13 protein-coding genes are annotated in these 14,995 nt (G+C 51.3%); 5 read left to right on the top strand and 8 right to left on the bottom strand.

Annotated features, from left to right (window positions below):
* The first annotated feature begins 120 nt into the window (after positions 1–120).
* Positions 121–1,014, top strand: coding sequence for a lysophospholipid acyltransferase family protein (locus tag F0L74_RS15765; RefSeq protein WP_246197732.1), 894 nt, complete (start codon positions 121–123; stop codon positions 1,012–1,014).
* Entirely contained in the window at positions 1,011–1,982 is a 972-nt protein-coding gene (locus F0L74_RS15760) for a fatty acid desaturase family protein (RefSeq protein WP_246197731.1), read from the top strand. The genes F0L74_RS15765 and F0L74_RS15760 overlap by 4 nt, the downstream gene beginning before the upstream one ends.
* Here F0L74_RS15760 and F0L74_RS15755 read toward each other — a convergent pair.
* The 5 genes from F0L74_RS15755 to F0L74_RS33300 form a co-directional block, all read right to left on the bottom strand.
* On the bottom strand, positions 1,979–2,608 hold the full coding sequence (locus F0L74_RS15755) for a response regulator (protein ID WP_149838873.1): 630 nt from the start codon (positions 2,606–2,608) through the stop codon (positions 1,979–1,981). The two genes, F0L74_RS15760 and F0L74_RS15755, sit on opposite strands and share 4 nt — an antisense overlap.
* Before the next feature lie 126 nt (positions 2,609–2,734).
* On the bottom strand, positions 2,735–3,946 hold the full coding sequence (locus F0L74_RS15750; RefSeq protein ID WP_149838872.1) for a lanthionine synthetase C family protein: 1,212 nt from the start codon (positions 3,944–3,946) through the stop codon (positions 2,735–2,737).
* Between the two features lie 106 nt (positions 3,947–4,052).
* Positions 4,053–4,250, bottom strand: a complete 198-nt coding sequence (locus F0L74_RS15745) for a class I lanthipeptide (RefSeq protein WP_149838871.1) — start codon at positions 4,248–4,250, stop codon at positions 4,053–4,055.
* A gap of 34 nt (positions 4,251–4,284) precedes the next feature.
* The gene (locus tag F0L74_RS15740; RefSeq protein ID WP_149838870.1) at positions 4,285–4,464 is read right to left on the bottom strand and encodes a class I lanthipeptide; all 180 of its coding nucleotides are present in this window, start codon (positions 4,462–4,464) and stop codon (positions 4,285–4,287) included.
* 88 nt (positions 4,465–4,552) lie between these two features.
* The gene (locus F0L74_RS33300) at positions 4,553–4,711 is read right to left on the bottom strand and encodes a class I lanthipeptide (protein ID WP_188316032.1); all 159 of its coding nucleotides are present in this window, start codon (positions 4,709–4,711) and stop codon (positions 4,553–4,555) included.
* 224 nt (positions 4,712–4,935) lie between these two features.
* Here F0L74_RS33300 and F0L74_RS15735 point away from each other — a divergent pair, with 224 nt between their 5' ends.
* The 3 genes from F0L74_RS15735 (at position 4,936) to F0L74_RS33295 (ending at position 9,795) form a co-directional block, all read left to right on the top strand.
* Positions 4,936–8,073 (top strand): lantibiotic dehydratase, encoded by a 3,138-nt coding sequence (locus tag F0L74_RS15735; RefSeq protein WP_149838869.1) that lies wholly within the window; start codon positions 4,936–4,938, stop codon positions 8,071–8,073.
* Positions 8,074–8,076: 3 nt separating this feature from the next.
* On the top strand, positions 8,077–8,514 hold the full coding sequence (locus tag F0L74_RS15730; protein WP_149838868.1) for a cysteine peptidase family C39 domain-containing protein: 438 nt from the start codon (positions 8,077–8,079) through the stop codon (positions 8,512–8,514).
* 165 nt (positions 8,515–8,679) lie between these two features.
* Positions 8,680–9,795 (top strand): hypothetical protein, encoded by a 1,116-nt coding sequence (locus F0L74_RS33295; protein ID WP_188316031.1) that lies wholly within the window; start codon positions 8,680–8,682, stop codon positions 9,793–9,795.
* Positions 9,796–9,797: 2 nt separating this feature from the next.
* On the opposite strand, the gene F0L74_RS15710 is transcribed toward F0L74_RS33295, so the two are convergent.
* The 3 genes from F0L74_RS15710 to F0L74_RS15700 form a co-directional block, all read right to left on the bottom strand.
* Entirely contained in the window at positions 9,798–12,155 is a 2,358-nt protein-coding gene (locus F0L74_RS15710) for an ABC transporter permease (protein ID WP_149838864.1), read from the bottom strand.
* Between the two features lie 248 nt (positions 12,156–12,403).
* Positions 12,404–13,084 carry a DUF3823 domain-containing protein gene (locus tag F0L74_RS15705; protein ID WP_149838863.1) on the bottom strand — a complete coding sequence of 227 codons (681 nt, stop codon included), beginning with the start codon at positions 13,082–13,084 and terminating at the stop codon, positions 12,404–12,406.
* Between the two features lie 18 nt (positions 13,085–13,102).
* Positions 13,103–14,992, bottom strand: coding sequence for a RagB/SusD family nutrient uptake outer membrane protein (locus F0L74_RS15700; RefSeq protein WP_149838862.1), 1,890 nt, complete (start codon positions 14,990–14,992; stop codon positions 13,103–13,105).
* Positions 14,993–14,995: the final 3 nt, after the last annotated feature.

Here is a 14,995-nt window from a genome sequence, read left to right as displayed (position 1 = left end):
AATTCGCGGAATTGCAGCGCAGCACAAATACATGGTAAAATATATTAACATTTACCCGTTAATATTATGAATATTAATAATTAATATATAGATTTACCGCTTAACAATTGACATTACACCGTGTCCCTGTTCCTATACTACCTGGCGCTACCCTGGATTTACCTGGTATCGTTACTACCCTTCCCTGTCCTGTACCTGTTATCAGACGGTGTATACCTGCTGTTGTACCGGATCATCGGTTACCGGAAAAAGGTAGTATTGGAAAACCTGCGGCGTTCCTTTCCTGAAAAAAGCGAAGCGGAGATCCGGAAAACAGCCAGGGAATTTTATCATTACCTCTGCGACCTGTTCCTCGAAACATTTAAAACGCTTACTATCAGCCGGAGCTCTATGGTAAAACACTGCAGTTTTCACCCGGATACGGTGGCGCTGTTCCAACAGCTGGCGGCGGAAGAAAAAAGCGTGGTGCTGGTAATGGGGCATAAAGGCAACTGGGAATGGGCGGGCAATACCTTCAGCATCCTTTGTCCGCAGCAACTGTATGTGATCTATCACCCCCTGGCCAACCCGCATTTTAATGGGCTGATCTACCGGATGCGTACCCGTTTTGGCACCAAATTGATTGCCATGCAGGATACCTTCCGCGATATGGTAGCCAACCGTAAAGAGATAAATGCCACCGCTTTTATAGCCGACCAAACGCCGCCGCCGCAAAATGCCCACTGGATGAATTTCCTGCAGCAGGATACGCCTGTATTCAAAGGCACGGAGAAAATAGCCCAGAAACTGAACTACCCGGTGGTATATGTTTCTGTACAACGCACCAAACGAGGTTACTATACTGTACTGGCAGACCTCCTGGTACCCACGCCCGCCGCTACCGGCGATGGAGAGATCACCGGATTGCACACACAAAAACTGGAAGCAGATATCATTTCACAGCCGGCCACGTGGTTATGGTCCCACCGCCGCTGGAAACATACACGTACTCAAAGCACCGTATTAATACCATGATGTTAGAAGGTAAAGAACTGATCCTGGCCACCAAGCCCTATGCCCATGAGATAAGGTCTAAAAGCTGGATATTCACTTTATCCACTTTGTTGCTGTTGTTATTATCATTATCCGGCACCCTGCTGGCGCCTTACCTGTTGTTAAAACTGGCCTGCAGCATACTATCCGGGTTACTGATCGTGCGGATGTTTGTGATCTACCATGATCACCAGCACCACACTATCCTGCACCGCTCCGTTGCCGCTAATGCCATCATGACGTTGTTTGGCATTTACGTGCTGGCGCCTACCAGCATCTGGAAGCGCTCGCATGATTATCATCACCAGAACAATTCAAAATTATTCAGTGCCGCCATCGGCTCCTATCCTATCTACACCCGTAAAAAATTCATGTCGTTACCTGCGGCCCAGCAACGGGCTTACCTGGCTACACGGCATCCGTTAACCATTAGTTTTGGCTATATCTCTATATTCCTGGTAGGCATGTGCTGCGGTTCGTTCCTGTCCTGCCCGCGCAGGCATATGGATTCCCTGGTGGCTATCCTGCTGCATATAGCCATGGCGGTGGTAACGGTGTTACTGGCGGGCTGGCAGGGTTGGCTGTTCTTTATATTTATTCCTTTCTTTATTGCCTGCGGCATGGGGTCTTACCTGTTTTATGCACAGCATAATTTTCCCGGCGTTAGCTTTAATGCCAATGAAGACTGGTGTTATCATGAGGCGGCATTGCTGTCATCCAGCTATATACAAATGCACCCCGTAATGGCGTGGTTTACGGGGAATATTGGCTACCATCATATCCATCACCTGAATGCGCGGATCCCTTTTTACCGGCTTCCGGAAGTGATGCGGGATATTCCGGAACTGCAGCATCCTAAGACTACGTCGCTGCGGTTCAGGGATGTACGGGCCTGTTTCCGGTTAAAGATTTGGGATGCGGAAAAGCGGCAGATGATGGGGGTGGCTTAGGCCAGCAAATGCTGATCTATCGCACATTTCACCAGCATTGCAGAATTCCTGGCCTTCAATTTCGCCAGTAAATTCTTCCGGTGACTATCCACGGTAGTAGCACTGATAAACAGCTTCTCCGCTATCTCCGGATTCGTATATCCATCTGCTATCAATAACAAGATCTCTTTTTCCCTTTTGGTAAGGCGGGTATGCCGCCTGCCATTGCTATTACCATAATCTGGCTTCACTGCCTGTGCGGCATCAAAGGAGAGATAGGTCTTGCCGGCATGCACCATATGAATAGCGTGCACCAGTTCTTCTTTCTCAGCGTTCTTGAGCACATAGCCGCTGGCGCCGCTTTCCAGCATACCGGTCACGGATTTACGCTCTTTACAGGCGCTGAGGCCCAGCACGCATACGCCGGGGTATTTTGCCTTGATGGCGGCGCAGAGGTCTGTACCGCTAATGTCTGGCAGCGCGCTATCCATCAGCACAACATCTGCGGGATGGTCAGAAAGGAAATGGAGGCAGGCGTGCCCGTTGCGGGTATGTCCTACCAGTTCGAGGTCTGTTTCATAACGTAGCAGGGAGTGCAATCCCTCCAATACTAATGGGTGGTCATCTACGAAATACACGCGGATCATGGTCTTTCCAATTTAGGTAAAGCTAACTGGCACTATTTACCGGGTTAAATGCAAGAATACAGGTTTAGATTACTATAGTAATATAGTCAATTTCCGGCATCGTATTACAGAAAAGATATCAGTGCATCAGGATAGCAGTAAACAGCGGTCCCAGGCGGGCGGGGTGTCCTCGTCCAGGGCTGCGATCAGGGCCAGGCCAATACCGGTAATACCTTCCAGCAGGTTATGGCTGTTCTCAAAGTTGGGATGCGTATAGAATTTGAAGCCTGCATAACCATCTTCCCAGGTTTTCATTTCCAGGGTTTGTTGCAGCCAGTGGTTGGCGCCTTCCAGTAAGCGGGCATCCTTACTGTCACGGTAGGCACGGCGGTACATATGCGAAATACCCGCGGCCCCATGGCACAGGCAGGCGTCGTATACGCTGCCGTTCTTATTATCACGGTGTTGCAGCGAGTAATCAAAGATATCGTACCCGGCCTGTTGCCACGCAGGGTTACCGGTGCGTATACCCGTGCCCCAGAGGGTAGCGGCAATACCCAGATCGCCATAACACCAGCCCAGGCGGCTATGCCGGCTGCTTACGGTGGTGTTGTGGTTGCCTACCGCAGAAGGATAGAGGGAAATATGCCCCTCGCCGGGGTCATTGCGCATGGTTAACAGGAACTGCATGCTGCCGTCCAGCAGGCGGGAGGTAGCCTCCATGGCAATGCCTTTTTCCTTGATCATGCCCAGGATAGTGACGATGGCGGGCATTCCATGCGCCAGGCCCAGGTTAAAGCAGTCCTGGTCCATTTCTGTGGCGGTCTTTGAAAAATGGTCTTTCCAGCGCACGCCATCCGCGTCTATAACGGCGGAGCGTTCCAGCTCCTGTACCAGGTTGGTCAGATAGGCAGCGGCGGAGGGTTGGGGTAGTCTGTCCAGGAAATAGAGGGCGGGGCCCAATCCCTGGTGCAGGAAATCATATTTATCCGTACGCAGCTCTTCTGTCATAAACTTACCCAGTATGTCGTCCACTTCTCCAAACACCTCTTCCATATCTTCTGCTTCTGCAAAACCACCCTGTATCAGGTGGTGTATGCCCCAGGCAATGCCGGATACGCCGGAGCAGTGGGATAACAGCAGCTCTTGTTCTGACAGCGCCTGTACGCTTTTCAGCAAGATCTTATGTACCTGCTCCAGGTGTTTCTTTTTACCGGTAAGGTGGTAATAATATGCGTAGAATAATGCGCAACCACTGTACCCACCCAGTAAGCCGGGCATGCTTTCCTGTTCGATGAATTTATCCAATATAGGGCTGATCTCCTGTAAAACCTTATTGATCTTTTTCTTATGATCCATATATATATTTAAACGGTCCGCAGCGGTTGCCTGCTGCCGGCGCCAATCGTACCTGTTAAACGGCCGCCTGCTGCCGGGTTTGCGCTACGGACCTTTTTAAGTTTAATTAGAAACGGCAGGAGTCTTCACTGCATACTTCAGCACCCTGGCTGATGTTGTCAGTGCATATACGGCGGGTGCAAAGCACGCTGCAGGTACCTGCGGTGAGCGCCATGCCGCCGTGCAGCATTTCCTGTTTTGATCTGCTTAAGCTGGCCACTCTGATCTTGCCCAGGCTCAGCTTTTTCTCTGCTCGCTTTTTCATGTGGATACAGTTTTGAGGTGAAAAATAAACCGGGTTAATACCTGCATACATCTTCGCTGCACAGGGTATTACCCTGGCTAAGGCAGGTAATGGGTCTGGAGATGCAGGCAGCGCTCCGTTGTGCGCCACCTTTAATATCTGCCTGTATCGTATTGCTTAGGCTGGCGATCCTGATCTTTCCTAGCGTGAGTTTCTTAGCGTTTGCTTTTTTCATGGAATGCAGGGTTTAAATGAAGTGATACTTAAAAGTGAAAGCCCACCACTGGCTGGGCGGACTTTCTATTCAATACATAGAGAACCGTTTACTGTTGTCCGGCCGGGGGCGGAGGACATTTGTAAAAGCTGCAACCAGTATAAGTAGGTCTGGCTGCGCCGCCTTGCAATGCTGCCTGGGATTCATGGCTTAATTTGGCGATCTTAAGCTTGCCCAGGGTCAGTTTTTTTTCCATTCTTTTTTTCATGATGGCTTACAGTTTAGATTTAAGAAATAAAAAGTATCTACAGGTACGTTTTGTTGCGTGTTAACTTATTGAGGGCGCGTTTTTCTCATGGTTCCTTAATGGCATTACAGGATCATTAAAAGTAAGTAAGAATCTGCACAAAAAATATCCCTGTTTAAGGGGATATCCGTCTTTCCGTAAATGCGGTAATTTTCGTATTTTATCTTTCCAATTTTGTACGCCTCATGATAGCTGCTAAAGATTTTTACCTGATCAGAACACCCCTGTTACCCCTGCAGTTCCTCCAGCAATTCAATGGTATTTCCTGGCCGCAGTTAAGGGAGCGGTTGCAAACGTTATTTAAGGACCCTTACCTGCTGGAAGCCATTTATATTGCCTCCCCGGAATTATTCCAGGAGCTGCGCAAATGGCAGGATGGCGAGTTAAAGGCAGAAAAGGAAGTGAACAAACTCACCGCTTCCCTGTACCGTTACCTGCTGCGGATGTGCACCCGCTGCACCCCGTACGGGCTGTTTGCAGGCTGCGCCACCGGACAGTTAGGACCAACAACCCAGGTAACGCTTGGGCCCATGGAACAGCATAAAAAACATTGCCGGCTGGATATGAACTATGTAGCGGAGCTGGCCGCTATGATCACCCGCATACCGGCCATACAGGAACAGCTGGTCTATTATCCCAATAATTCACTATACCGTATAGGCGATAGCTATCGCTACGCCGCCTATTCTATTCAGAATAAATTCCGGTATTATGATCTTACCTCCGTAGACTGTACGGAGTACCTCCAAAAGATCATCCATACCGCCACACCTGGCGCTACCCTGCAGCAGTTATGTGATTGTATCACGGATGATGATATATCAATGGAGGAAGCCCGTGAATTTATACAGGAATTAAGCGATAGCCAGCTACTGGTAAGCGAGCTGGAACCTACCGTTACGGGAGATGAGTTCTTTGACCGGCTTATAAACCGGCTGCAAGGGCTGCAGCATACAGCAGCGCTGACAACCAGTCTGCAACGGATCCGGACCCTGTTGCAGGACCCAACCGCCACTACGGAAAAATACCTGCAAACCCATGCGCTGGTAAAGGAATTACTGCCGGATACCAACAGTAAGGACCTGGTGCAAGCGGACCTGTTCCTGGCCACCACACAGAACACCCTTAGCCATACATTGGTAGATACATTGCAGGCGGAGCTTACGCCTTTATGGAAACTGTCCAAACGGATGAATAATCCGGACATCCAGCAATTCTGCCAGGCTTTCCGGGAGCGCTACGAGGAACAGGAAGTACCCCTTACCATTGTCCTGGACGCCGAAGCCGGTATTGGCTATGCCGGCCATAGCGGCGGGCAGGCAGACCATACGCCCCTGGTAGACGATATCTACATAGCACCGGAAAGCAGCAACAATACCATTTCCTGGAGCAAACTGCATGATTTCCGGTTGAAACAACTGCGGGAATGCCTGCAGCATAATAAAACAGAGATCGTATTAACGGATAAGGACCTGGAAGAGCTCAAAGAAACAGATACGCCAGACCTGCCGGACAGTATGTACCTGATGGGCAGCCTGCTGGGCAAAAGCGCGGCGGATGTAGACGCCGGCGATTTCCTGTTTGACCTGAGCACCTGTAACGGCCCTTCCGCCGCCAACCTGCTGGGCAGGTTCTGCCATGGCGATGCCGGCCTGACAGAGAAGGTAAGGGCCTGTTTAGATGAAGAAGCGCAACAGCACCCGGATTACCTCTACGCGGAGATCATACACCTGCCGGAGGCCCGCGTAGGCAATATACTGCTGCGGCCACAGCTACGCGACTACGAAATTGTGTACCTGGGTAATGGCAGTGTGCCTGCCAGCCATCAGTTACCTTTAACAGACCTGATGGTGAGCGTGCAAAATAACACCGTTATACTGCGCTCCCGGCGTTTTAATAAGCGGGTGATACCCCGCCTAAGCACAGCGCATAATTACCGGGGTGGATTACCGGCGTATAAATTCCTGTGCGATCTGCAGTATCATCAGTTACATACGGGTATGTACTGGAGCTGGGACCATTTATCCAAAGAGCCGTTTTTACCCCGCGTGCGTTACGGGCGGATCGTTCTGAGCAAATGCTCCTGGGTACTGCATAAAAATGATTGTCCGGGCCTGGAAACGCCCGATAAAAAAGGCGGCGCCCTGCCGGATTACATGGCTTTATTTACCGGCATCCGCGCGCAACGGCAGCTGCCCCGTTACCTGGTGATCGCGGAAGGTGATAATGAGCTGTTCATTGATATGGAGAATATAGCCTGCCTGCATATCCTGGCCCAGACCCTCATCAAAAAAGAAGCAGTCATGCTGCATGAATTCCTGGGCGCGGATAACTGCTGGGTAACCGGCGACCAGGGGAGTTATACCAATGAAGTGATCCTGCCGCTGCACCGTACGGCTGATAAAGACAGGCCCTCCGTTCCCATAGCACAGGACAAGGAAAAGCCGTTACCCGCCCGCCGTTTTGTTACCGGCAGCGAGTGGCTGTACGTAAAAATATACTGCGGCACCAGCAGCGCGGAAAAGATCCTGAAAACTGCCCTGCGGCCGCTGATCGCGGAGCTTACCGAAGAAGGTGTGATTGACAAATGGTTCTTTTTGCGTTATACGGACCCGGGCCATCATATCCGCCTGCGGTTCCACCATGCCACCCATACAGATTTCTGGAAAACGGTACTGGAAAAGCTCTATAACGCCCTGCAGCCCTTCCTTGACAGCGGGCTGGCCTATAAGCTGCAAACAGATACCTATGAGCGGGAGATAGAACGTTATGGCGCTGCCACTATGGAGCTGAGCGAGGATATTTTCCACTACGACAGTCAGGCGGTGCTGGATTGTATAGACCTGCTGGAAGGGGAAGAAGGCGAAACTTACCGCTGGTTGCTGGGCGCGCGGGGCATTGATATGCTGCTGCAGGATCTGGGGTATGATCTGGCTGGTAAAGCGGCGATGTTGAAAAATATGCAGCAGGCCTTTTTCCGGGAGTTTGGCGGCAACAAAGCGCTGCAAACCAAGCTGAATGATAAACACCGGGGCCATATGCGGCGCCTGGGCAGCATACTGGACCCGGAGCAGGATGCGGAGAACGGGCTGGAAGAAGCCATCGCCATCTTTACCCTGCGCTCCATGAGGATCAGTGAGCGGGTAGCGCAAAGCGGCCTTGCTGTGCATGACCAGCTGACCAGCTATATCCATATGTTCCTGAACCGGCTGCTGCTCTCCAACCACCGTAAACATGAGCTGGTGATCTATCATTTCCTGAGCCGGCATTATGACTCGCAGCTGGCCATCCGGAAGAAACAATTACAGCAAGTACCAAAGTAAACTATGGCCTTTACTATCTATAAACAGTCGGAACCAATGGATTGCGGGCCTACCTGCCTGCGGATGGTAGCCAAACATTACGGCAAGCGCTATACGCCCAAAGCGCTAAAGGAGCTTACCCGGCTCACGGATTATGGCACCTCGGTACTGCACCTGCGGGAAGCGGCGGAAAAGATAGGATTTAATACCCTGGCCGCCTCTGTGACCTTTGAGGAGCTGGACAATGAAACGCCCCTGCCCTGTATTGTGCTTTGGAATAAGAACCATTTTGTAGTGATCCCGCCCCAGGATTACTCCCCCGACAAACCGGGCAGCAAGATCCAGATCGCCGATCCGGAGCGCGGGCTGATGCGGGTAGATAAGGCCACTTTCCTGAGAAGCTGGACGGAAGACGGGGAAAAAGGGGTGGTGCTGATGCTGGAGCCAATTTCTGAGGAATGATCTACATCGGGAAATATTACATAATTTAGTAAGCACGGAAACGTTTATAGAAATTAGACAGCAGCGGGCTGTTGCTGATCAGGCCGGGTAAATGCCCATATGCTGTCAGTAATGGCCGTTAACTGAGGACAAACAACAGACAACTAACGATTCAATCCATCTCACATGAAAAGGATTTTAGTATTGGCCGCGCTTTTTTTCCCGTTGATAGTAAGTGCCCAGACCAAGCTGGCCGACGCCATTGCAGACGATTTTTCCACCAGGGCCGCGGAGCGGTTCAACCAGAAGAATGATCCGATAATGGTGTTTGTAACAGATCAGATGTCGCGCAGCGGCGCCGGCGGCCTGGAGATAGACAAGACGATGGTGGAGCTGAAAAAAGACCCTGCCGCACTGGACGCCGCACTCAAATACCTGTACCAATACAGTGATTGCAACCGTCAAACGTTGATTGCCAACCTGCGCAGCATGAACCTGCAAAGCAACAACGTTTTCCCGATAGCTACCTACACGGTAAATAAGTTCAAGGGAGAAGCCAAAGAACTGCAGGAAGAAAAGGCTACCCTGATCAAGAGCGGACAAATGGCCACCGTACCGGCTAACCCGGCCCCCACACCAGCGCCGGCAACTGCTACAGCGCCTGCCGCCACCGCCAGCACACCCGCTACGACCGGAAATACCGCCACGGCTACCACACCCGCTGCCAGCACGCCAACAACCGCTGCTGCCACGCCTGCCCCCGCAGCGCCGGTAGAAGATCCGTATGACTGGGATGTGCGCAATATCTTCCCTTTAGCCACCCCAGATCAACTGGTGGAGAAATACGGTAAAGACCATGTAACTACCCATAACGCGCAGGATTTTGAGGGCAACGATCTTGGCCCGGCCTGGTACGTGTTCCCTGATACTGATAACCAGATGGAAGTGATCTTTAACAACGATAAAAGCAAGACCGTATCGTTTGTAGGGGAAAACGCCAAATGGAAATCTCCTTTTGGCATTAAAGTAGGCGACCCGCTGGAGAAGATTGTAAAGATCAACGGCCGCAATTTCCGCATCAATGCTTTTGAGTGGGCTAACGGCGGGCTGGTAGACAGTTGGGAAGGCGGCCAGATGGATGGCAAGGGCGTTACCCTGCAATTTAAAGCGGTAAACACCGGCGATCCCAAACTGTACGACCAGGTAACCGGCGACAAAAAGGTAAAGACCGATCATTCCGCCTTAAAAAAGCTGGGGGTAGTAGTAGAAAAAGTATCCTTTAAAACCGCCCCCCAGCAATAAGTTTATTCTGTTCTCAAACTCTTTATAGGATTGGCCATGGCCGCCTTAATTGCCTGAAAGCTGACCGTAAGCAGCGTAATAAACAGACAAAGGAAGGCCGTGGCCACAAATACCCAGCCGCTGATATTGATCCGGTAGGCATATTGCTGTAGCCAGCTATGCATGCCCCACCAGGCCAGCGGAAAAGCAATAAGGGCAGCTACGCCCACCAGCTGCAGGAAATCTTTTGACAGCAGACCGGTTATACCGGCGGCACTGGCGCCCAGCACCTTGCGGATGCCTATCTCCTTCACCCTTCGTTCTGCCGTATAGGCGGCCAATCCAAACAGGCCCAGGCAGGAAATGATAATGGCCAGCACGGCAAATACCCGTGACAGTTTACCGATCAGTATTTCACTGGTATAGAACGCATTTACCTGCTCATCCACAAAGCTGCTTACAAAGGGGTAAGCCGGGTTATCCGCCTTCATAACGGCGGTGATCTTTTCCATGGCCACTTCCGGCCGTACCTGCGGCTTAATGCGGATAAAGAGCTGGTCGGCGTCTGCGGGCCGGCAATAAAAGATCACCGGATCGCTGCGTTTGCCATACATATCCCCGTACACATAATCCTTTACCACGCCGGTTACATAATAGGTATCATCCCCGTTCCGGATGGTTTTGCCAATAGGGTTGCCATTACCCATCAGCTTTGCCATTGCCTCTGTGATGATCACATTATTGCTGTCTGCCACGGAGTTGGTATAAAAATCCCGCCCGGCAGAGAGGTGCAGACCCCAGGTAGCCATGAAGCCAGGTGATACTTCCCTGCGGGAGATAAGTATATCCTGGTTTTCATCTTTACCCTGCCAGGAATAGTTGGAGGAGTTATTGCTGATGTACAGCATGGCGCCGCTACCCAGCCCCGCCTCTTCCACAACGCCGGTATTGAGCAGGTCTTGTTTAATGCCGGCAAAATGCGGCGCTACCTCCGGCGGCATATCCGTTTGTATAAGATGGCTTTGATCGTATCCCAGATCGCGCTGGCGCATATGCTGGATCTGCTGGTAGATGATGATGGTGCTCACGATCAGCACAATAGAGGTGGTAAACTGGAAAACCACCAGGCCTTTGCGGATCCAGGCGGCGCTGCCCTGTTTTGCCTTAAAGCCTTTTAATACGGCCACCGGGTTAAAGGATGACAGGTATAAAGACGGGTAGCTGCCTGCCACCAGGCCGCATAACAGGGCAATGCCCACGAGATACAGGATGTGGCGGGGCTGGTTGAGACCCAGTGACAATGGGCTTTCCACCAAAGTATTAAACAGCGGCAACAATGTCCACATAATAAGCAGGCCAAGGACCACCGCCAGCACGGCCATGGTAATGGCTTCCCCTATGAACTGGAGGGTAAGCATTTCGCGGGCTACGCCCATCACTTTACGCACACCCACTTCCCTGGCCCGTTTCTCACTGCGGGCAGTAGCCAGGTTCATAAAATTTATACAGGCAATCAACAAAATGATCCAGGCAATGACTCCAAACATGCGTACGTATACAATACGCCCACCCACCTGTTTACCATCTTCAAACTCGCCGCGTAAATGCCAGTCGTTCATGCTGAATAAAAATGGCCGGGCCGTAGCGCCTTCCTGCCTTTTTTCTATAAAACCATAGAGCTGCCGGTTGATCCTTGCCGTATCTGCGGAGGGTTGCAGCGTAACATAGGTAGACACGCTGTAAGAGCCCCAGTATTGCCACCAATCATGCGTTTGCATAAAGATCTCAAACGGCGAAAGCCAGCTAAACTGCAGGGTGGCATTTTTCGGTACGTCTTTTATCACGCCGGTTACCAGCAGGGATGTTTTATTATCCACCTTCAGTATTTTGCCCCTTACATTGCTGGCCGTTCCAAAAAAGCGCTGTGCCATCTCTTCCGTTAACACCACGGAATTTACCTGCCGGAAAGCATCGTTGACATTCCCCTCTGTAAACTGTATATCAAACATGCGAAAGAAGGAGGTGTCTGTATAACCGCCCCATTCAAAGATCGATTTGTCTCCCTGGCTAAAAAGGGCCTTGTGACCACTCATACGGCAGGACGCTGTAATGCCAGGTATCTCTTCTTTTATAGCCTGGGCCAGCTTGCCCGGAGTAGAATTAAAAGCACGGGTCTTGCCGTCATAGGTTTGGTTGGTCATGATCCGGTACAGCTGATCCTTCTGGGGATAGCTTTGGTCAACACTCATCTCCCCCTCTATCCAAAGGAAAATGAACCCGGCACAGGTGATGCCGATGGCCAGGCCAAAGATGTTCAGAAAACTATAGCTCTTGTTCTTCCACAAGTGGCGCAAGGTAATGCGGAGGAAATTTTTAAACATGGCAGGCTAGTTTAAGTATTGTCAGTGGTTTTCAAAACCGGTGCCTGCAATTTATATAACTGGGAATACCAACCTTAAAAATACGTGTATTTTATAATGTGTTCAGTTTCGTTACAGGGATCGTCCGTTTTTGAACGCAGGTAGCTGCGTTAAGGGGATATAGTATAGATAAAGTACTCCTACATAGGAGTACTTTATCTATACTATATCTATACTACATCAGTACTTTATCTACCTGTTTCGCACGGTTACACCCCCAGCTTTACCGCCGGCACGTAATTCAGCTTAGCCTCTCCCGCATCTATCAATGCGCCTACCCGGAAATAGTATTGGCTACCGGGTTTTAATGTGCCGGTATTGGCTGCCAGGTCTATTTCCAGCGTGTATACATGATTAGGGTCTGTTACGGCATTGAGCTCCTGCTCTGCCGCCACCAGGCGCATAGGTTCCCCTACACGGGCATCCGGGTGTGCATAGAGCCCTATTTTCTTTACATTATTGGTGACGGTTTGCTGTAGCTTAAAGGTGGCGGTGATCTTAGTGCCATTCTTTACGATGTTTACATCCTTTACGCGGATATAAGGCGTTACCCGGAAATCGAGCTTTGTTTGCCCGTTAATGCTTACCTCCTGGGCGGCTACGGCTGCAAAATTGCCTCTTACCGGCGTTATGGTATAGGTGTTGGCAAAAAGCAGGCTGTTATCATAGGTGCCGTTGTTCTTTACGATGAGATATTGCGGAGCCGTGTAACCGTGCTCAATGATCTCTATGGTGGTGCCGCGGATGATATCCTGCTCCACCAACCCACCGGTTTCAGCGTCCAGGAAGCTGCCGGACAGGCCCGCGGTGGGCGCATCATAGTTATCTTTTTTGCAGGATGCGAAGATAAAGGAGGCGGCAATAAGCGCCATGTATGTTAGCTTTTTCATGGTCAATACGTTTTAAAATCAATACTGCGGGTTCTGCACCAGGCCATTAGCGCCTATACCCGGGATAGAGCGATAATAGGCCTTTGTTTCAAAGGTCTTTGGATTGGTGTTAGGCACATTCACCCGTACAAAAATGTATTGGATGGCCGGCAGGGCGCGCAGGTCCTGCAGGGGCATAAGGGAGTGCATGTAGCGGTTGTTGAAGGCGGTATGGAACTCCCGTCTGCGGATCAGGTCCCAGAAACGTTTGTTCTCAAAAGCCAGCTCCACGCGGCGCTCCCGCTGCACATTGGCGGCCGTTAAGGGAATAGTGGTGGTAAACCCGGCGCGGCGGCGGATGTCGTTCAGGGCTTTGGCAGCCAGCGCGGCATCGCCTTCGCCGCTTTCTGCCACGGCTTCTGCATAGTTGAGCAGGATCTCCGCATAGCGGAAGTCCATAAAGTCCGTGGTGCTCTGGTTCCAGCCGGGTACAACAGGGGATAACTGGTTCATAAACTTCTTGAATGAAAAGCCGGTGCGGGTATTGCTACCGCCATAGGTATCAAACCCGGAATATAGACTGGTAGCGGCGGCGCCATAGCTATAATAGGTAGCGCCGTTGATGGTGATCTCGTCCTTTACGCGGATAGCGGCCTGGCCATCCGGTTTTACATAACCTGCCTGTATGATGATGGGCGTATTTTTCCAGGTGGTGCCAGGCAGTATGGCGGTGGCCCACAGGCGCGCGTCCTTGCCTTTGAAGATATCGTTTGGCGAGTCAAAACGCAGATAGTTCTTCGTGGGGCTGTAGCCGGTATAATCATCCACTACTCCTTCTGTGGTGGTGGCAATGGGCGCGCTTTCGCCGGGATGGTCATAACGCTCATACAGGTCCACCAGGTCGAGGGTGGGGTTCATGCGGCCGGGGTGCGGCCAGCCATTGGCCACCTGGGCTGGCTGGTACCAGATATCGTAATTATGGCCCTGGTTGTTGCCCGGCAGTACAAAACCCTTGATAAAAATGGCCTCTTCCGGCGCATTGTTGGGGTTCTGGAACAGGAGGCGGTAATTCTCCGCCGCTTCTTCCGGCGTAGCCGGGGTGGGTTTATACAGCGAATAGGTGTTGGATGACATGATAGCCTGGCTGGCCTCAATACACGCCTTATAGTACCCCTCTGCCAGCGAGGCTTCCAGCCCTACCAGCTTTTGGGTGACGGCCGTACCGGACATGGGCGCACGGCTGCCAAATTTAGCGAGGGAGGCCGCATGCAGCGCAGCGCGGGATTTAAGGGCATAAGCCGCCCATTTGGTGGCCCGCCTGCCGGTGCCGGGCGCCAGGTTGTTAATAGCGGTATCGCAGAGGGCCAGCACATAGTCCCAGGTTTCCTGCTCGGTGCTGCGGGGCACTTTAAGCGCCTCCGGATCACCGTTAAACACCTGGGTAGCTTTGATCAGGGATACACCGCCGTAACGTTTGGCCAGGCCAAAATAGGTGTAGGCTTTGATAAAGGCGCTTTCGCCTACCAGGGCTTTCCGTTCCTCTTCTGTTACATCCAGTTTAGGGATCACGTCTATCAGCTGGTTTACATCGCGTACCAGCTTATAGCCTGGTTCCCACCATTGAAAATCGCCATCGCCTATAAAATCGCCAAACTCTGAGTGGGTGGCCTCGTCTGTGGACATAGCCGGGCTAAAACCGCCATTATTGGGATCGCCCCCGTTTATGTTAAAACCGTTCCTGAAATAGGCAAAATCTTCTACGGGCAACTGGTAATACAGGTTGGCCATATATAATTTGGTGCCTTCCGGGTCTGCAAACAGGTCCTCCCCTCTTATCTTATCATTGGGTTGCAGATCCAGGATCTTGTTGCAGCTGAACAGCAGGCTGCCTGTCAGCAACAATACCAGGCTTTTTTTATAGTGTTTCATACA

This window comes from Chitinophaga agrisoli (assembly GCF_008386695.1).
GTDB classification, from domain to species: Bacteria; Bacteroidota; Bacteroidia; order Chitinophagales; family Chitinophagaceae; genus Chitinophaga; species Chitinophaga agrisoli.
The sequence above is the reverse complement of the archived record's forward strand: the minus strand, read 5'-3'. Positions and strand labels throughout refer to the sequence as shown.